At 71.0% G+C, this 17449-nt stretch carries 16 protein-coding genes; 13 read left to right on the top strand and 3 right to left on the bottom strand.

Annotated features, from left to right (window positions below; genetic code table 11):
• Nucleotides 1-16: 16 nt before the first annotated feature.
• Both AC07RM_RS02895 and AC07RM_RS02890 read left to right on the top strand, forming a co-directional pair.
• Nucleotides 17-892, top strand: coding sequence for a class I SAM-dependent methyltransferase (locus AC07RM_RS02895; RefSeq protein WP_495332831.1), 876 nt, complete (start codon nt 17-19; stop codon nt 890-892).
• Nucleotides 893-1011: 119 nt separating this feature from the next.
• The gene (locus tag AC07RM_RS02890; protein WP_495332829.1) at nt 1012-1974 is read left to right on the top strand and encodes a sulfonate ABC transporter substrate-binding protein; all 963 of its coding nucleotides are present in this window, start codon (nt 1012-1014) and stop codon (nt 1972-1974) included.
• Between the two features lie 64 nt (nt 1975-2038).
• Here the strand turns inward: AC07RM_RS02890 and AC07RM_RS02885 are convergent, their stop codons facing one another.
• Complete coding sequence (locus AC07RM_RS02885) at nt 2039-2776, bottom strand: HNH endonuclease (RefSeq protein WP_495332827.1); 738 nt, start codon at nt 2774-2776, stop codon at nt 2039-2041.
• A 97-nt stretch (nt 2777-2873) separates the two neighbouring features.
• On the bottom strand, nt 2874-3254 hold the full coding sequence (locus tag AC07RM_RS02880; RefSeq protein WP_431514286.1) for a RidA family protein: 381 nt from the start codon (nt 3252-3254) through the stop codon (nt 2874-2876).
• 162 nt (nt 3255-3416) lie between these two features.
• Here AC07RM_RS02880 and AC07RM_RS02875 point away from each other — a divergent pair, with 162 nt between their 5' ends.
• The 8 genes from AC07RM_RS02875 to AC07RM_RS02840 all read left to right on the top strand — a co-directional run bounded on the left by AC07RM_RS02875 (nt 3417) and on the right by AC07RM_RS02840 (nt 10829).
• Complete coding sequence (locus AC07RM_RS02875; RefSeq protein WP_093352567.1) at nt 3417-3926, top strand: sigma-70 family RNA polymerase sigma factor; 510 nt, start codon at nt 3417-3419, stop codon at nt 3924-3926.
• Nucleotides 3919-4908, top strand: coding sequence for a FecR domain-containing protein (locus tag AC07RM_RS02870; protein WP_495332826.1), 990 nt, complete (start codon nt 3919-3921; stop codon nt 4906-4908). The genes AC07RM_RS02875 and AC07RM_RS02870 overlap by 8 nt, the downstream gene beginning before the upstream one ends.
• A 196-nt stretch (nt 4909-5104) precedes the next feature.
• Complete coding sequence (locus AC07RM_RS02865) at nt 5105-7588, top strand: TonB-dependent siderophore receptor (RefSeq protein WP_495332824.1); 2484 nt, start codon at nt 5105-5107, stop codon at nt 7586-7588.
• A gap of 5 nt (nt 7589-7593) precedes the next feature.
• Nucleotides 7594-7866 carry a hypothetical protein gene (locus AC07RM_RS02860; protein WP_495332822.1) on the top strand — a complete coding sequence of 91 codons (273 nt, stop codon included), beginning with the start codon at nt 7594-7596 and terminating at the stop codon, nt 7864-7866.
• Nucleotides 7853-8149 carry a hypothetical protein gene (locus tag AC07RM_RS02855; RefSeq protein WP_495332820.1) on the top strand — a complete coding sequence of 99 codons (297 nt, stop codon included), beginning with the start codon at nt 7853-7855 and terminating at the stop codon, nt 8147-8149. Before AC07RM_RS02860 ends, AC07RM_RS02855 begins: the two co-directional genes overlap by 14 nt.
• A gap of 3 nt (nt 8150-8152) precedes the next feature.
• On the top strand, nt 8153-9739 hold the full coding sequence (locus AC07RM_RS02850) for a PepSY-associated TM helix domain-containing protein (RefSeq protein WP_495332818.1): 1587 nt from the start codon (nt 8153-8155) through the stop codon (nt 9737-9739).
• 180 nt (nt 9740-9919) lie between these two features.
• Nucleotides 9920-10375, top strand: a complete 456-nt coding sequence (locus tag AC07RM_RS02845) for a surface-adhesin E family protein (RefSeq protein ID WP_495332816.1) — start codon at nt 9920-9922, stop codon at nt 10373-10375.
• 115 nt (nt 10376-10490) lie between these two features.
• Nucleotides 10491-10829 (top strand): hypothetical protein, encoded by a 339-nt coding sequence (locus tag AC07RM_RS02840; protein ID WP_495332814.1) that lies wholly within the window; start codon nt 10491-10493, stop codon nt 10827-10829.
• A 166-nt stretch (nt 10830-10995) separates the two neighbouring features.
• Here AC07RM_RS02840 and AC07RM_RS02835 read toward each other — a convergent pair whose 3' ends face one another.
• Nucleotides 10996-12507, bottom strand: coding sequence for a CoA-acylating methylmalonate-semialdehyde dehydrogenase (locus AC07RM_RS02835; RefSeq protein ID WP_495332812.1), 1512 nt, complete (start codon nt 12505-12507; stop codon nt 10996-10998).
• Nucleotides 12508-12643: 136 nt separating this feature from the next.
• Between AC07RM_RS02835 and AC07RM_RS02830 the strand changes: the two genes are divergently transcribed.
• Genes AC07RM_RS02830 through AC07RM_RS02820 form a run of 3 tightly spaced genes read left to right on the top strand, consistent with a single transcriptional unit; the run spans nt 12644 to nt 17437 of the window.
• Entirely contained in the window at nt 12644-13588 is a 945-nt protein-coding gene (locus AC07RM_RS02830; RefSeq protein WP_057592669.1) for a LysR family transcriptional regulator, read from the top strand.
• Between the two features lie 58 nt (nt 13589-13646).
• On the top strand, nt 13647-14780 hold the full coding sequence (locus AC07RM_RS02825; protein ID WP_495332810.1) for a metallophosphoesterase family protein: 1134 nt from the start codon (nt 13647-13649) through the stop codon (nt 14778-14780).
• Nucleotides 14777-17437 carry an AAA family ATPase gene (locus AC07RM_RS02820; protein WP_495332808.1) on the top strand — a complete coding sequence of 887 codons (2661 nt, stop codon included), beginning with the start codon at nt 14777-14779 and terminating at the stop codon, nt 17435-17437. Before AC07RM_RS02825 ends, AC07RM_RS02820 begins: the two co-directional genes overlap by 4 nt.
• Nucleotides 17438-17449: the final 12 nt, after the last annotated feature.

Below are 17449 nucleotides of genomic sequence, written 5' to 3'. Positions count from 1 at the left end.
GAAAGAGAAGCGTCCCATGTCCATCGCATCCCTTGTCGCCATGCCCGGCCGTCACTCGGACCGGCGCCGCGCGCTGCTGCTGGGCCTGGCCGTGGCCGCCGTCGCGCCCGCTGCCGTGGGCTCGACCGATCCCGCGCTCGCCGCGCTGCAGTCGGCCATCGACGGCCCGCAGCGCAGCGCGGCCAACCGCGCGCGCGACGGTGCGCGGCATCCGCTCGAGACGCTGTCCTTCTTCGGCCTGCGGCCCGAGTGGTCGGTGGTCGAGATCGCACCGGGCGGCGGCTGGTACACCGAGATCCTCGCGCCCTTCCTGAAAGCCCGCGGCCGCCTCTACGCGGCCCATGCGCCGGCCGACGGCACGCCCGAGCAGCAACGCGCCCGCGCGGCCTTCGCGAAGAAGCTCGCGGACGATCCCGCCAACTACGGCCGCGTGGTGCTCGGCACTTTGCCCACCGACCGCTTCACCGACATCCATCCGCCCGGTGGCGCCGACGCGGTGCTGACCTTCCGCAACATCCACAACTGGATCGCCGACGGCCATTTCGACGAGACCTTGCGCGCCTTCCACGACGTGCTCAAGCCCGGTGGCGTGCTCGGCGTGGAGGAGCATCGCGCGCTGCCCGGCACATCGCTCGCACGGACCATCGACAGCGGCTACGTGGCGCAGGACTTCGTGATCGCGCGCGCCCGCGCGGCCGGCTTCGTGTTCGACGGCGAGAGCGAGATCAACGCCAATCCGCGCGACACGCACGACCATGCGAACGGCGTCTGGGCGTTGCCGCCGACCCTGCGCGGGGGCGAGGTGGAGCGCGCGAAGTACCTCGCCATCGGCGAATCGGACCGCATGACGCTGCGCTTCGTGAAGCCGCGGCGCGGGCCGGCGCGCACATAGGAAAAGCGCATAAGCAAGCGCGCGCAGCGCATTCGACAAGCGGCGGGCCGCGGTTCAGCATCGCGGCCTCTACCGACTTGCTTCGAGGTGTGCTCTTGTCTTCCGGATCCGACTTCTCCTTGCGCCGCCGACAGGTCGCGCCCACGCTGCTGGCTTTGGCCACCGGGCTTTCGCTGCCCGCCAGGTCCCAGGCGCAGAACACCTTGCCCAAGGAGGTGAAGATCGGCTTCCAGAAGGGCTCGGCCGTGCTGGTGCTGGCGCGCAAGCAGCAGGTGGTGGAGAAGCGCCTCAAGGCGCTGGGCGTAGGCAGCGTCAAGTGGGTCGAGTTCCAGTTCGGCCCGCCGATGCTCGAGGCGCTGGGCGCGGGCGTCATCGACCTGGGCTCGGTCGGCGACACGCCGCCGGTGTTCGCGCAGGCCGGCGGCTCCGACCTCGTCTATGCGGCCGCCACGCCCTCGGCGCAGCATGCGGTGCTGGTGCCGAAGAACTCGCCGATCCGTACACTGGCCGATCTCAAGGGCAAGAAGGTCGCGTTCGGCAAGGGCTCGAGCGCGCAGAACGTGACGATCAAGGCGCTGGCCACCGCGGGCCTGGGCTTCCAGGACATCCAGCCCATCTACCTGTCGCCGGCCGATGCCACCGCCGCCTTCAACGGCGGCAACATCGACGCCTGGGTGGTCTGGGATCCCTACTACGCGATCGCCGAGGAGCGCTATGGCGCCCGCGTCGTCGCCGACACCACCGACAAGCGGCTCACCAGTGCTTCCTACTACATGGCCGGCCGCGACTTCGCCACGCGCCATCCCGCGGTGCTGGCGGCCGTGCTCGACGAACTGCGCCTGCTCACCGTCTGGTCGGGCCAGCACCGCGACGAACTGGCCGCCATCGCGGCCGAGGCCACGGGCATCGACGTCAAGCCCTGGTCGGCCGCCTTCGCGCGCGCGGAGTTCTCGCTCGGGCCCGTGACCGAGGCGCATATCGCGCAACAGCAGCAGCTGGCCGATGCCTTCCAGGCACTGGGGATCATTCCGCGGCGGATCAGTGTGCGGGAGATCGTCTGGCGGGCGCCTGGGGTGTTCTGACGAATCCAGGTCGTGCAACCACGACGGGCGGTGGCGTGGAGTCCCGGTGGTTTCGTTGGCGCGATCAATGTGAGCGCAGCGCGAGTGCCTCGCGCACGAGGGCGAAGACTTCGGGGTCCATCTTCCTGGCCTGGAGGTCCTTGTACTCCTCGGCAATCGAGCGATCGAGCAGAGCCGTTCCATCGGGGCTGAAGCGGATCAGACCGGCATCGAACAGGCGGTGGATATCCACGCGCAGCAGCATGCAGTTGGACCAGAGTGCCCGACCGCCGTTCCTGGCCTCGTCGATGTGGGCGATATCGAGGATCGCTTCGGTCGTGGTGCCGGTGATGGCGCAAGCGCCATTCTTCTTCAGCATCTCGTCCCGCAACTGGGCTTGACCGGGGCGTGCCACGCGAAGGTAGGTGTCGTAGCTCATGTCGGCGAAGAATGCCGCATCTTCTTCATTGACGATCCTGCAATGCCTGGCGTTGCCATTCCATTTTTTCGGATCGTCCTTGTCGGTCCACCGCGCTTCGGCAGTTCTCTTGCCCAGGTCGACCGAGATTTCGGAGACCCCCCAGCGAACCTGATCCTTGCTGAGCTCTTCGTTGTGCTCGTGCTCATACCGCAAGGAAATCTCGAGCGTCGACGCCTCGAGGCGCCACTTGACGCAGGTTGCCTTGTACTTGACCCGCTTGCGTTCGGCCGGCCACCACTCGGTGGTTGCCACCGTGGCGCCTGGTTCAAGCGGGGCGAGGGTGTCGAACTGCAGATACTCGCAACCGTAGTCCCATTCGACGCGCAAAAGAATGACTGCCATTTTTTCAGGTCCCGGTGAAGAGATTTTTCGTTGAAGGAAGGAAAAGCATCGCCTGCGAGTGCTCGCTGGCTCGAATCGATAGCCGCCGGGACAAGACTCAAGCGCGCAGCGCCGTCACCTCGATCTCGATCTTCATGCGCGGATCGGCCAACCCCGCCGAGATCATCATCGCCGCGGGGCGCACCTCGCCGAAGTACTTGCGCAGCACCGGCCAGCAGGCCTCGAACTCGGCGCCGTCGGGCAGTACGTAGGTCACGCGCACCACGTCGCGCAGGCTGGCGCCGGCTTCCTGCAGCGCCGCCTCGATGTTCTTCAGGCATTGCTCCGCCTGTTCGACCACGTCGTCCGAGATGGTCATGGTGCGGTAGTCGAAGCCCGTGGTGCCCGAGACGAACACCCAGTCGCCCGCGACGACGGCGCGCGAGTAGCCGATCTGTTGTTCGAAGGTGGAGCCGGAGCTGATGAGCTTTCTGGTCATGGGAGCCTTTGCGAAATTGGTGGGTGGGGGCCGGGGACGGCGGCTCGACTCTACCGGCCGGGGGCCAGGCCCGTTTTCGGCCGAGCCCGGCATCCTCTAAAATGAGAACCATTCTTATTAATCCGATGCCCCCGTCCCCCGGGGCACCGGCCAGAGGTCCTCTTGGCGTTCACCGAAGCCGCATCCGCTCAGCCCGTCGAAGTCCTGTACAGCGACCACCATGGTTGGCTGCGCGGCTGGTTGCGCAAGCGCCTGGGCAATGCCTTCGATGCGGCCGACATCGCGCACGACACCTACCTGCGCATCCTCTCGACCGGCCGCGTGCCGCAGCCCGAGGAGTCGCGCCGCCACCTGACGCAGATCGCCAACGGCCTGGTGATCGACCTGTACCGGCGCCGGCAGATCGAGGCCGCTTACCTCGAGGCCATCGCCTGCATGCCCGCGGCGCTGGCACCCTCGGAGGAGGAACGCGCGCTCGCGGTCGAGGCGCTGGTCGAGGTCGACACCATCCTGCACGGCCTGCCGGCCAAGGCGCGCACGGCCTTGCTGCTGTGCCGGCTCGAGGGGCTGAGCTACCGCGAGATCGCGCAGCGCCTGAATGTCAGCGTCTCCTCGGTCGAGAAGTACGTCGCGGCCGGCCTGCAGGCCTGCTACCGGGTGATGCATGGCTGACGCGCGCATGAACCCGAGCCCCGCGCTGCCGGGCCCGCTCGATCCCGCGGTGGTGCGGCGCGCGGCCGAATGGATGGCGCGGCTCTGGTCGGGCGAGGCCAGCGACCAGGACCGTGCCGCCTGCGAACGCTGGCGCGCCCAGCATCCCGACCATGAACGCGCCTGGAACCGGCTGCAGTCCTTCGAGGACAAGCTCCATGCCCTGCCGCGCGAAGCCGCGCGCCACGCGCTGCGCGAGCCGGTGCGCACGGGCCGGCGCCGCGCGCTGCAATTGCTGGGGCTGACGGCCGCCGTCGGTGGCATCGCCGCGGCCCTGCGCGGCACCGAGGCCTGGCAGCTCGCCGCGTCCGACCACAGCACGCGCACCGGCGAGATCCGCGAGATCGCGCTGCCCGACGGCACGCGCGTGGTGCTGGGCACGGCCACCGCCATCGACCTGCGCTTCGACGCGCACGAACGCCGACTGGTGCTGCGCGCCGGCGAGATCCTGGTGACCACCGCCCCCGATCCCGCCAGCGCGCACCGCCCGTTCCGCGTCCACAGCCGGCAGGGCAGCGTGGAGGCGCTGGGCACGCGCTTCATCGTGCGGCAGGAGGCCGAGGCCTCGCGCGTGGCCGTGTTCGAGGGCGCGGTGGCGGTGCGGCCGGCGCGAGCGCCCGAGGCCGTGGTGCGCGTGGGCGCGGGGCAGGGCACCGTGTTCTTCGCCGACCGTGCGCAGGACCCCGATGCCGTGGCCGACAGCGCGGCCGCCTGGACCCGCGGCGTGCTGGTGGCCGAGGACATGCGCGTCGCCGATTTCGTCGCCGAGCTGGCGCGCTACCGGCCCGGCGTGCTGCGCTGCGATCCCGAGGTGGCCGAGCTGCGCGTGACCGGCGTGTTCTCGCTGCGCGACACCGACCGCGCGCTCGAGAACCTCGCGCTCGCGCTGCCGGTGTCGGCGGCCTACCGCACGCGCTACTGGGTCACGGTGCGGGCCCGGTAGACGGGCCGACGCCCGTGCCTGCGAACGGCGACCGAAACTTTTTTCGATTTTTTTGCGTTGCCGCTTGAGGTTCCGCCTTTCTCGTCCGGAAGACATGGGAGCACCAGACATCTTCCGAACTGAAAGGACCCCCGTCATGGCGAAACGCCTCCCGCAGCGCCCCCTCCCTCCACGCAGTCCGAGGCGCGCCGCCCCGATGACCGCGCCGAGCCGCCTCGCGGCCGCGCTCTGGATGGGGCTCGCGCTCGGCGCGACGACCGTCGGCCTCGCGCAGGCCCAGCCCGCGGGCCAGGCCGCGGCCGATGCCAGGCGCGGCTTCAACATTCCCGCCGGCCCGCTCGATCGCGCGCTCGGCAGTTTCGCGAGCGCCGCGGGTGTCGAGCTGTCGGTCGATGCCAGCCTGCTGCGCGGCCGCAGCAGCGCCGGCCTGGCGGGCAGCTTCACGGTGCGCGAAGGCTTCGCCGAGCTGCTGCGTGGCCATGGCCTGCAGGCCGTGCGCCAGGCCAATGGCAGCTTCACGCTCGATGTGGCACCCCCGCCGCCAGCGCCGACCGGGGCGGGCGAGGTGCAGGCCGGCCACGGCATGCTGCCCGAGGTGCGCGTGCACGACAGCGCGCCGCCCGAGACCGCCACCGGCCCGGTGGTCGGCTATGTCGCGAAGCGCAGCGCCAGCGGCACCAAGACCGATGCCTCGCTGCTGGAGACGCCGCAGCTCGTGAACGTGGTGACGCGCACGCAGATGGACGACCAGGGCGCGCGCACCGTGGCCGAGGCGCTGCGCTACACGGCCGGCGTGCTGGCCGAGCCCAACGGCTTCGACGTGCGCTACGACTGGAACTACATCCGCGGCTTCAACACCTTCGGCACCCAGTGGCTCGACGGCCTGCCGCTGCCCGGCGACCCGGCCAGCTATGCAGTGCCGCGCATTCCGGGCTATGCGCTCGAGCGCGTCGAAGTGGTCAAGGGGCCGGCCTCGGTGCTCTACGGCAAGGCCATACCGGGCGGCCTGGTGAACCAGGTGACGAAGCGGCCGCAGGCGGTCGCGCAGCGCGAGGTGCGGCTGTCGGCCACCCACTTCGGCGGCGCCGAGCTCGCCACCGACCTCACGGGTCCGCTCGACGAGGACGGCAAGTTCCTCTACCGGCTGATCGCGCTGCGGCGCGATGCGCACACGCAGGTCGACCTGGAGCGCGACCGCCAGACCATGATCGCGCCCAGCCTCACGTGGCGGCCGTCGGCCGACACCTCGCTCACCGTGCAGGCCCACTACCAGAAGGACGATCCGCGCATGAGCCCGCGCTTCTACCCGGTGGTGGGCTCGCATGTGCCGAGCCCGCTGTTCGGCTACATCCCGCGCAGCCTGTACCTGGGCGAGCCGTCGACCGACAGCTTCAACCGCAGCTACAAGTCGCTGGGCTACAGCTTCGAGCACCGCTTCAACGACACGGTCTCGGTGCGCCAGAACCTGCGCTACGGCCATGCCGCGCAGGACATGTTCCTGGTGCGCGTGCATCCCTTCAATGCCTACCGGTCCGACGGCCACACGCTCAACCGCGTCTCGGCGATCTCCGACGACGACATCCGCTCGCTCTCCGTCGACACCCAGCTCGAGGCGCGCCTGCGCACCGGCCCGCTCGCGCACACGCTGCTGGCCGGCGTCGACCACCTGCGCGGCAAGCTGTCCTTCAACTTCGCCAACAGCGCCATCGGCGTGCCGCCGCTCGACGTGCTGAACCCGGTCTATGGCCTGCCGGTCACGCGGCCGACCAGCTACACCAACTCGACCTTCCAGGCGGTGCGCCAGACCGGGCTGTACCTGCAGGACCAGATCCGCTGGGGCCGCGCCATCGCCACGCTGGGCCTGCGCCACGACCGCTCGTCCATAGATACCACCAACCGCATGCTGGCCTCGCGCCCCGTGGTGCCGACCGAGGACTCGGCCACCACCGGCCGCATCGGCCTGGGCTACGTGTTCGACAACGGCGTCGCGCCCTATGCGAGCTATTCCACCTCGTTCCTGCCGGTCACCGGCGTGGACCGCTACAACCAGCCGTTCCGCGCGCAGAAGGGCCGGCAGTTCGAGCTCGGCCTGAAGTACGAGCCGACCGGCGGCTGGGGTTTCATGACCGCGTCGCTCTACCAGAACGACCTCGAGAACAGCCTCACGCCCGACCCGATGGACTCGCAGCGCTCGGTGCAGTCGGGCCGCCAGCGCCTGCGCGGCCTCGAGCTCGAGGCCAAGGCCGAGCTCACGAAGCGGCTCAGCATGATCGCGGCCTATTCGTACACCGACTCCGAGGTGCGCAGCAGCAACGACCGCAACCAGTTGGGCCGCCCCACGCTGCGCACGCCGCGGCACCAGGCCTCGGCCTGGCTCGATTACCGCTTCGAGAGCGTGCCCGGCCTGCAGGCCGGCATCGGCGCGCGCTACATGTCGGCCTACGACACCGCCGGTACCTACGACCCCTACCTGCGCGTGCCCGCGCTGTTCCTGTGGGACCTCGGCGCCTCCTACGACCTCGGCCTGCTCGGCGATGCCTGGAAGGGCGCGCGGCTGCGGCTGACGGTGGCCAACGTGTCGGACCGGCGCTATGTCTCGCACTGCCTGATGCTGGCCGGCTCGCCCTGCAACTACGGCGCGCGCCGCACCGCCACCGCCACGCTCTCGTACGCCTGGTGATGGCGGTGCTCGCGGGTCTTTGCACGGTGCTCGGCGCGCTGTGCGTGTACCGGGCCGCGCCGCACCAGCGGCTTGGCGGCGCAGTGTCGAAGCCGCGCGCGTGGCGCGGCATCGGTGGCGTGCTGGTCGCACTCGGTGCGTGGTTGTTCTGCCGCGCGCTGCAGCCGGCAGCCGGCCTCTTCAGCGCCCTCACGCTCGTGATGTGCGCGTGGATCGCGCTGCCGTACGCCACCGCGCTGCGGCGCTCGCCGAGCGAGGACCGCCATGGCGCGCGCTGAGGACCGGAGCGGCGCGACCTGGTGCGCTCTCGCGCTCGCGGGCGCGCTGCCCGGCTTCGCGCTCGCGATCGCGCTGTCGGGCCTGTTCGCCTGGCTCGGGCCGGGCGGCATGGCGCCGCTCAACAAGTACCAGTTCAACATGTGGATCGTGCCGCCGCTGTGGCTGGGCATCTGCTCGGCGGTGTTCATGTTCCGCTCGGCACTGCGTGCCTGGGCCTGGCTGGGTGGCGCCACCGCCGTGGCGGGCGCGGTACTGTTCGCCATGCGCCATCTCTCGGGCTGAGCCATGCGCGCCGACACCCTTCGCACCTACAAGACGGTCCACACCTGGACCGGCATCGTCGCGGGCCTCGCGCTCTTCATCGCCTTCTATGCCGGCGCCCTGACCATGTTCAAGGGCCCGCTCGACCGCTGGGCCACGCCGCCCGCCGTGGCGGCGGCGCCGTCGCCGGGCGCCGATGAACTGATCGCGCAGACGCTGGCCGCGCGGCCCGATGCGCGCGCCGACTTCACCTTGCACCGGGCGCGCCACGGCGCGCCCGAGCGCCTTGCGTGGAAGGCGCGCGGCGAGGAGCGCGGCTGGAGCGCCAGCTTCGCGCCCGACGGCACGCTGCGCATCGCACCTGACGCGCCAGCTGGCCTCGGCCAGTTCATCGACGTGGTGCACCGCACCGTCGCGCTGCCGGTCGACCTCGAGACCGGCACGCTGGTCATGGCCATCGTCAGCGCGCTCTATGCGCTGGCGATCGTCTCGGGCGTGGTCGTGCTGTGGCCGACGCTGGTGAAGGACTTCTTCGCCTTGCGCGTCGGGCGCAACCTCAAGCGCATGTGGCTCGACGCGCACAACGTGATCGGCATCGTGAGCCTGCCGTTCCATCTGGTCATGGCGCTGAGCGCGGTGGTGTTCGGCATGCACGACCTGATCTACGACGCGCAGAAGGCCGCGGTCTACGGCGAGCCACGCTTCGAGCAGATCTGGAAGGCCAGCGGCCCCTTCAGTGCGATCCGCCCCGATCCCGCGCCGGCCGCGCTGCTGCCGCTGCCCGCGCTCGAGGCGCGCGTGCGCGCGCAGGCCGAGGGCTTCGTGCCGCACACGTTGCGCTTCCGTGGTGCCGGCACGGCCGGTGCCGCGGTCTGGATCGCGGGCGACATGCCGTGCTGCATGACGCGCCAGGCGCAGGGTTCGTTCGTGCTGGCGAGCGCGGTCGACGGCCGGTTGCTGCACACCGAGTACCTGGCGGGGCAGCAATCGGGCTGGATGGCCTCGGTCTCGGCCTTCTTCGCGCTGCATTTCGGCGCCTATGGCGGCGGCACGGTGCGCTGGGGTTATTTCTTCCTCGGGCTGGCCGGGGCCTTTCTCTTCTATTCGGGCAACCTGCTGTGGGTGGAGTCGCGCCGGCGCGCCGAGCGCGGCGGGGTGCCCGTCGAGCAACGCCGCTCGAGCCGGTGGATGGCCGCGGGCACGGTCGGCGTGTCGCTGGGCTGCGTGGCGGCGCTGTCGCTCACGGTGGCGGCCGAGAAGTGGCTGTGGGCCTGGCAGGGCGAGGTGCTGGCGCCGTGGCGCGAGCAGGTCTATCACGCGGTGTTCCTGGGCAGCGTGGCCTGGGCCTTCCTGCGCGGCGCCTCGCGGGGCGCGGTCGAGCTGCTCTGGCTGGCCGCGGCCGCGGCCTTGGCGGTGCCGCTGACCAGCATCGCCGGGTGGCTGCTGCCGTCCTCGGGGTCGTGGCTGCGCGCCGATGCGCTGGGCGTGGACGCCATCGCGCTGCTCGGCGCCGGTGCCTTTGCCTGGATGGCGCTGCGCACGGCGCGCCGCGTGCGCGAGGGGCCGGTGGACAGCGTCTGGGCCGCGCCCGCACCTCGGCCGGCAGGCTGAGCCCGGGACGCGCTCGCGCCGGGCGCGGCGACGGCGCGCTTTCCGCAGGCCCGCCACGCCGCTGTCCGACAAGCCCGGCATGCCCCCAAACTGTAAATTCCTGTGTCAGCGAACCGGATTCTTCGGTTATTTTCCCTGCCGACCCGGCGGGGCCCGGTCGCAACAACGAGGAGCAAACGCGTGAGGCATTGGTGGCTGGCGGCGGGTCTTTCAGTGGCGGGCAGCCTGGCATGGGCGCAGCCCGCATGGTTCACCGTGGTCGGCGATCCGCTCGACAAGTCGGCCGACACGGTTCAGGTCGACCCCAACCGCATCGCGGCAACGCCGCCCGCGGAAGGCGAGGCCGCGCCCGAGAAGCCGCTGATCGAGATGAACGTGCGCGTGAACCGCTCGGGCCCGCGCTTCAACTGGGACCGTGTCCCCTACCGCTCGTACGAATCGCGCGTGGTCTTCGACTGCCACGCGAAGAGCGCGACCTATGTGCAGGCGCGCTTCTATGCCGAGCCGCTGTGGCGCGGCGAGCCGCACCAGATCGCCGATTACAGCGCGGCGCCCAAGCCGATGCGCTTTCTCGACATGACGCCGAATCCGACGGCGCGGATCGTGCGGGCGGCTTGCCGGATGCGGGCGAGCTGAGCAGTGCGGGTTGCCGACCGACCGGCATGATTTGTCAACGTAAGCTATTGATGGGATTGAAGTTTCGAGTATTTCTTGGGTAAGGTGATAAAAAGGAAGCGACACCAAGGCACCCATGAAACTCGAGGATCGCATGCACCCGCCATCGCGCGCGCACGAGGGGCGCACTTGCTGCGATCTGGTGTTGCCCACCACCGGTGTAGCGACCTTCATCCGCGACCTCGCGCTCAAGTTCGGTGTGAGTTACACCATCACCCCCACGGATCGATGGGCAGAGACGGCCACGCTGCTGGCGGGTGACGAGGCCCGCTCTGGCGAGGTCCAGGATCTGCTGATCGCACTGAAGCGGGCGGGCAAGCTCTCCACCCAGGACATGGCGACCTTGCTGGTCAACCATCTGCGCGAGCAGAAGCTGCGTGTTCGATCCGTTGAGGATGTTGCCAAGCGAGGATGATCGGTAACGGGACTACCGCATCGAACCCGACGCATGAGGTAGTCCCCATTCCGTTGTCAGCCCGTGCCATGACCGCCAACGCACGCAGCCGCCAACGGGTTCCCCCGCGGCGGCTGCATTGCCCCTCGAGGGGGCGCTCAATCAGCGAACGAAAACGTCGAGCCGCTTACTTCGCCGTAGGCATCACGAACTCCGCCCCCTTCGGCGTGCTCTCGGGCCAGCGCTGCATGATCGACTTCTGCTTCGTATAGAAGCGCACGCCTTCCTCGCCATAGGCGTGCATGTCGCCGAACAGCGAGCGCTTCCAGCCGCCGAAGCCGTGCCAGGCCATCGGCACCGGGATCGGCACGTTGATGCCGACCATGCCGACCTGGATGCGGCGGCCGAATTCGCGGGCCACGTTGCCGTCGCGGGTGAAGCAGCTCACGCCGTTGCCGAATTCGTGGTCATTGACGAGGTCGACGGCGTCCTTGAAGTTGGCGACGCGCACGCACGACAGCACCGGGCCGAAGATCTCTTCCTTGTAGATGCGCATCTCGGGCGTGACGTGGTCGAACAGGGTGCCTCCCATCCAGAAGCCGTCGTCGCAGCCCTTGCCGGCCTTGGCGCCGTCGAACTGGCGGCCATCGACCAGCAGCTTCGCGCCTTCCTTCTCGCCCTGGGCGATATAGCCGGTGATGCGCTCGTGCGCGGCGCGCGTGACGATCGGGCCCATCTCGGCCTCGAGGTTCTCGCCGTCGAGCACCTTCAGCGTCTTGGTGCGCTCGATCAGCTTCGGCATGATCTTCTCGGCCGCGTCGCCCACCAGCACCGCCACGCTGATCGCCATGCAGCGCTCGCCGGCCGAGCCGTAGCCCGCGCCGATCAGCGCGTCGACGGCCTGGTCGATGTCGGCGTCGGGCATCACCACCATGTGGTTCTTGGCGCCGCCCAGGGCCTGCACGCGCTTGCCGTGGCGCGCGCCGGTCTCGTAGATGTAGTTGGCGATCGGGGTCGAGCCCACGAAGCTCACGGCCTTGACGTCGGGATGCTCGAGCAGCGCGTCGACCGCGGCCTTGTCGCCCTGCACCACGTTGAACACGCCGTCGGGCAGGCCGGCCTGCTTGAGCAGCTCGGCGATGCGCAGCGAGGGGCTCGGGTCGGTCGGGCTGGGCTTGAGGATGAAGGTGTTGCCCGCGGCGATCGCCACCGGGAACATCCACATCGGCACCATCACCGGGAAGTTGAAGGGCGTGATGCCCGCGACCACGCCCAGCGGCTGGCGCAGGGTCCAGTTGTCGATGCCGGTCGAGACCTGGTCGGTGAAGTCGCCCTTGAGCAGCTGCGGAATGCCGCAGGCGAACTCGACGATGTCGATGCCGCGGCTGACTTCGCCCTGGGCGTCGGTGAACACCTTGCCGTGCTCGGCGGTGATCAGGTGGGCCAGTTCGTCCTTGTGCTCGTTGAGCAGCTGCAGGAACTTGAACATCACGCGGGCGCGGCGAATCGGCGGCGTGTCGGCCCAGGCCGGGAAGGCAGCCTGCGCGGCGGCCACGGCGGTGGCGACCTGGCTGGCGTCGGCCAGGCCGGCGCGGCCGGTGACGGCGCCGGTGGCGGGGTTGGTCACGTCCTGCGTGCGGCCCGAGGTGTTGGCGACGGCCTGGCCGGCGATGTAGTGATCGATGGACTGGATGGGCATGGTGCGTGTCTCTCGTGTGAAAGGAGGCGGGGATGCGAAGGAATGCGGGGGGTCGAGGGCCAGTTTATGCAGCGCGCTCGTCCTCGCCTAGACGCGAAGCTTGAACTTATTGTTTGCGATAGTGAACAATGGATCCATGAAGACCCAAAATATCGAGTCGCTCTGGACCCACCTGCACTGGCTCACGGTGCTGGCGCAGCAGGGCAGCTTCACGGCGGCGGCGCTGCGGCTCAACGTGAGCAAGGCGGCCATGAGCCAGCGCATCGCCGAGCTCGAGCGCGCGGCCGGCGCCTCGCTGGTGCAGCGCACTACGCGCAGCGTGCGGCTCACCGAGGCCGGCCAGCGGCTGGTGGAGGACATGCGCGGGCCCTTCGAGCAGATCGCCCACAGCTTCGAGGGCGTGCGCGACCTGGCCGGCGTGCCGCGCGGGCTGGTGCGCGTCACCGCGCCGGTGGCGCTGGCGCGCCAGCAACTGGTGCCGCGGCTCGCGGCCTTCCTGCGCGCGCAGCCTGAGGTGCGCATCGAGCTCGACATGTCCGATCGCCTGAGCTCGCTCGCGATGGAGGGCTTCGACCTCGCGATCCGCCACACGGCCGCGCCGCCCGACACCCACGTCGCCTGGACCCTGTGCGACACCCGCTCGGTGCTGGTCGCGAGCCGTGCCTACCTGCGCCGCCGCGGCACGCCGCGCGAGCCGCAGGCGCTGGCCGAGCACGACTGCCTGCACTACCCGCGCGCGCAGGAAACGCCGACCTGGCATTTCGAGGCGCGCGCCGCGGCCTCGAAGGCGGCGGTGCAGCGCATCACGGTGCCGGTGTCGGGGCCGCTGGTGGCCAACAACAGCGAGGCGTTGCGCGACGCGGCAGTGAGCGGTCTGGGCATCGCGCTGGTGCCCGACTTCAGCGCGCAGTCGGCGCTGCAGTCGGGCAAGCTGCAGGAGGTGCTGCCGCAATGGCGTTCGGTCGGTGCCTTCGGCGAGAAGCTCTACGCGATCCGCCCCTATGCCACCCATGTGCCGCGCGCGGTGGCCGTGTTCGTGGCCTGGCTGCGCGAGACGCTGGCCGAGGGCTTCGACGCGTGAACGAAGCACCGACAATGCAACGCCACGGCGCGAGCGCGCCGCACCCTCCCATCCTTTCATGACACGTTTTCTCCACACGGCCGACTGGCAGATCGGCCGCCAGTTCGCGAGCTTCGACCCCGAGCACGCGCCGATCCTGGCCGAGGCGCGCATCGCCGTGGTCGAACGCCTCGCCGCGCTCGCGCTCGAGCACCGGGTCGACGCGGTGCTGGTCGCGGGCGACGTGTTCGATGCCCAGACCGTGTCCGAGCGCACGCTGCGCCGGCTGTTCAATGCACTCGCCGCCTATCCGGGCCCCTGGCTGCTGATCCCCGGCAACCACGACGCCGCGCTGGCCGAGAGCGTGTGGACCCGCGCGCAGCGCCTGGGCGCGGTGCCGCCCCATGTGCACCTGCTGCTCGCGCCCGAGCTGCGCCTGTTCGAGGCCCAGGGCTTCGCGGTGCTGCCCGCGCCGCTCGCGCAGCGTCACACCTACAACGACCTGACGGCCTGGTTCGACGAGGCCGACACGCCCGCGGGCCTGCTGCGCATCGGCCTCGCGCACGGCAGCGTGCAGGGCCTGCTGTCGGAGGACATCGATTCGGCCAACCCGATCGCGCCCGAGCGCGCGGCGAGCGCGCGGCTCGACTACCTGGCGCTCGGCGACTGGCACGGCTGCAAGCGCATCGACGCGCGCACCTGGTACGCGGGCACGCCCGAGCCCGACCGCTTCAAGGACAACGGCTCGGGCCAGGCGCTGCTGGTCGAGATCGACGCGCCCGGCGCCGAGCCGCGCGTCACGCAGCTGCAGGTCGGCCGCTTCCGCTGGCAGGCCATCGCCGGCGTGTTGCAGGTCACGACCGACGCCGATGCGCTCGAAGCGCAGCTCGAGGGGCTCGATGCGCACGACGTGGTCGACCTGCGCGTGCAGGGCCGCATCGACCTCGCGGGACTGCAGCGGCTGCAGGCCGCGATCGGCCGCGCGGAGGCGCGCGCGCGCCATCTGCAGGCCGACCTGTCGGCGCTGCGGCTCGAGCCCACCGACGAGGACATCGCGGGCCTGCGCGCCGACGGCTACCTCGGCGAGGTGATGCAGGAGCTGCGCGAGGCCCAGGCCGGCGCGGACCCGGCGCAGGCGCGCATCGCGCAGGACGCGCTGGCGCTGCTCGCGGCCGAACTCGCGCGCGGCGCGGCGGAGGGGGCCCGGCCATGAAGCTGCAGATCACCCGCTTGCGCGTCGAACAGCTGCGGCGCTTTCGCGCGCCGTTCGAACTCGATGGCTTCGAGCCCGGGCTCAACATCGTCGCGGCCGCCAACGAGGCCGGCAAGAGCACGCTGGTGCGCGCCATTCGCGCGGCCTTCTTCGAACGCCACCGTTCCACCCAGGTCGAGGACCTGCGCCCCTGGGGCGAGGGCACGGGTGCCGCGCCGCAGGTCGAGCTCGACTTCCTGCTGGACGGCCAGCCGCACCGGCTCATGAAGAGCTTCCTCGCGAAGAAGCGCTGCGTGCTCGATGCCGGCGCGCGCAGCCTCGAGGGCACCGAGGCCGAGGACCACCTGGCGCAGTTGTTCGGCTTCTCGTTCGCGGCCAAGGGCGCGAGCCGGCCCGAGAACTGGGGCATTCCGGGGCTGCTGTGGGTGGAGCAGGGACGCGGCCAGGAGCTCGACGTGAGCCATGCGCGCGACCACCTGCACGATGCGCTGCGCGACCCGGCCGGCGATGCCGCGGCGCCGCTGGCCGCGAGCGGCGGCGATGCGCTGCTCGACAGCCTGCGCGCACAGCGCGACGAGCTGCTGACCTCGACCGGCAAGCCGCGCGCCGCCTATGCCGAGGTCATCGAGCAGGCCGCCGCGCTGCAGGCGCAGCGTGCCGTGCTCGATGCGCAGATCACCACCTACCGCGAGCAGGTCGACCAGCTCGCGCTGATGCGCCAGCAGCACCAGGCCGACGAGACGGCCCGGCCCTGGGATGGCCTGCGTGAGGAACTGCAAGCCGCGCAGACGCGCAACGAGTCACTGCAGGCCGGCCAGGCGCAATTGCTTGGCGACCGCGCGCGGCTGCGGCAGCTGCAGGACACGCGCGACCTGCTCGCCAAGGCGCTCGAAGGCCTGGCGCAGCAGCAGGCGACCGCGCAGGCGCGCGAGCGGGCCGCCGAGGAGGCCGAGCGCCAACTGCGCGAGAGCGACGAGGCCGTGGCCCAGGCGCGCACGCAGGCCGATGCGGCGCAACGGCGCGTCGATGCCGCGCGCGAGGCCTGGCGCGCGGCGAGCCAGGAAGCGCAGCGGCGCGGCCTGCAGCAGCAACTGCAGCAGGCGCAGGCCGAAGTCGCGCGCCATGCCGAGAACCTCGCGCGCGCCGAGGAGGCGCAGGAGCGGCTCGCGGCCCTGCGCGCCACGGCCGCTTCCACACCGGCGATCCAGCCGGCCGAACTCGATCGGCTGCTCAAGCTCGAGCGCGCCGAGCGCGATGCCGACCTGCGCCGCCAGGCTGTCGCCACGCGATTGCAGTTCATGCTGCCCGAAGGCCAGGCGCTGCGCCTGCAGGCGCGCGGCGAAAGCCACGAGCTGCGCGCCGAGGGCGAACGGCTCGTCGACGCGCCCGCCACGCTGCACCTGCCCGGTGGCGGGCAACTGATCATCACGCCCGGCGGCAACGACCTCGCGGGCCTGGCGCGCCAGCATGCCGATGCGCGCGAGGCGCTGCTGGCGGCGCTGCGCTCGCTCGGCGTGGACGAGGTCGCGCAGGCCCAGGCGCGGCAGCGCGCCGCGGCCGACCTCGAGGCCCAGACCCGGCTCGCGCAGCAGGCGCTGGCGATCGTCGCGCCGCGCGGCATCGACACGCTGCGCGGCGAGCATGCCCAGGCGCAGGCCCGCCATGCGGGCGCGCAGGTCGCGCTCGAACGGCTGCCCGCACCGCCCGAGGGCGAGTTGCCCTCGATGGAAGAGGCCGAGGCCGCGCAGGAAGCCGCCGTGACGGCCGAGCAGGCGCTGCGCAAGACCCTGGGCGAGGCGCAGCGCCGCCAGTCGGCCGCGCAGGGCGCGAGCGAGGCGGCACGGCGCGAACTGGCCGCGGCCCAGGCCACGCTGGCCGACCCGGGCCGTCAGCAGCGCCAGGCGCAGGCGAACCAGCAACTGCTGGCCGCGAGCGCCGAGGCCGATGCCCTGGCCGCGCGCATCGATCGCACCGAGACCGAATTGCAGGCCGCGCGGCCCGACATCGTGCTGCAGGACATCGAGCGGCTGCGGCGCAGCATCGAGCAACTGATGCGCGGCCACCAGCAACGGCGCGAACAGTTGCTGGTGCTCGAGAGCGGCCTGCAGCAGGCTGGCGCCCAGGGCCTCGAGGAACAGCGCGAGGCGCTGGCCGGCCAGCTCGCGCAGGCCCAGCGCCGGCAGGCCGACCTGCAGCGCCGCGCCGAGGCGCTGTCGCTGCTGTGCCGCAAGCTCGAGCAGAAGCGGCAGGCCACGCTGACCCGGTTGCAGGCGCCGCTGCAGGCGCGCATGCAGCACTACCTGCCGTTGCTGATGCCCGGCGCCACGGTGGAGATGGATGCGGGACTCGCGCCCGCCACGCTCACGCGCGCGCGCCTGGGCGGCGCGGTCGAGAGCGGTCAGTTGCAGGAATTGAGCTTCGGCGCGCGCGAGCAGTTGCGGCTCATCAGCCGCTTCGCCTATGCCGACCTGTTGCAGGAGGCGGGTCGTCCGACCCTGCTGATCCTCGACGACGCGCTGGTGCACAGCGACGCGCCGCGTCTGGCGCAGATGAAGCGCGTGCTGTTCGACGCGGCGCAGCGGCACCAGGTGCTGCTGTTCACCTGTCACCCCGAGGACTGGCGGGACATGGGGGTGGCGCTGCGGCCGCTGGCCTGAGCGGGCCGCGCC

The sequence above is a fragment of the Variovorax sp. GW821-FHT09B05 genome, from assembly GCF_059418265.1.
This window is presented reverse-complemented; position numbering and strand designations above follow the sequence as displayed.

Coding starts and splice junctions, on each gene's coding strand:
- AC07RM_RS02830 (WP_057592669.1), top strand. CDS start 12,644: ATGAAGACCCAAAATATCGAGTCGCTCTGGACCCACCTGCACTGGCTC.
- AC07RM_RS02820 (WP_495332808.1), top strand. CDS start 14,777: ATGAAGCTGCAGATCACCCGCTTGCGCGTCGAACAGCTGCGGCGCTTT.
- AC07RM_RS02835 (WP_495332812.1), bottom strand. CDS start 12,507: ATGCCCATCCAGTCCATCGATCACTACATCGCCGGCCAGGCCGTCGCC.
- AC07RM_RS02865 (WP_495332824.1), top strand. CDS start 5,105: ATGACCGCGCCGAGCCGCCTCGCGGCCGCGCTCTGGATGGGGCTCGCG.
- AC07RM_RS02850 (WP_495332818.1), top strand. CDS start 8,153: ATGCGCGCCGACACCCTTCGCACCTACAAGACGGTCCACACCTGGACC.
- AC07RM_RS02855 (WP_495332820.1), top strand. CDS start 7,853: ATGGCGCGCGCTGAGGACCGGAGCGGCGCGACCTGGTGCGCTCTCGCG.
- AC07RM_RS02885 (WP_495332827.1), bottom strand. CDS start 2,776: ATGGCAGTCATTCTTTTGCGCGTCGAATGGGACTACGGTTGCGAGTAT.
- AC07RM_RS02825 (WP_495332810.1), top strand. CDS start 13,647: ATGACACGTTTTCTCCACACGGCCGACTGGCAGATCGGCCGCCAGTTC.
- AC07RM_RS02895 (WP_495332831.1), top strand. CDS start 17: ATGTCCATCGCATCCCTTGTCGCCATGCCCGGCCGTCACTCGGACCGG.
- AC07RM_RS02840 (WP_495332814.1), top strand. CDS start 10,491: ATGAAACTCGAGGATCGCATGCACCCGCCATCGCGCGCGCACGAGGGG.
- AC07RM_RS02880 (WP_431514286.1), bottom strand. CDS start 3,254: ATGACCAGAAAGCTCATCAGCTCCGGCTCCACCTTCGAACAACAGATC.
- AC07RM_RS02870 (WP_495332826.1), top strand. CDS start 3,919: ATGGCTGACGCGCGCATGAACCCGAGCCCCGCGCTGCCGGGCCCGCTC.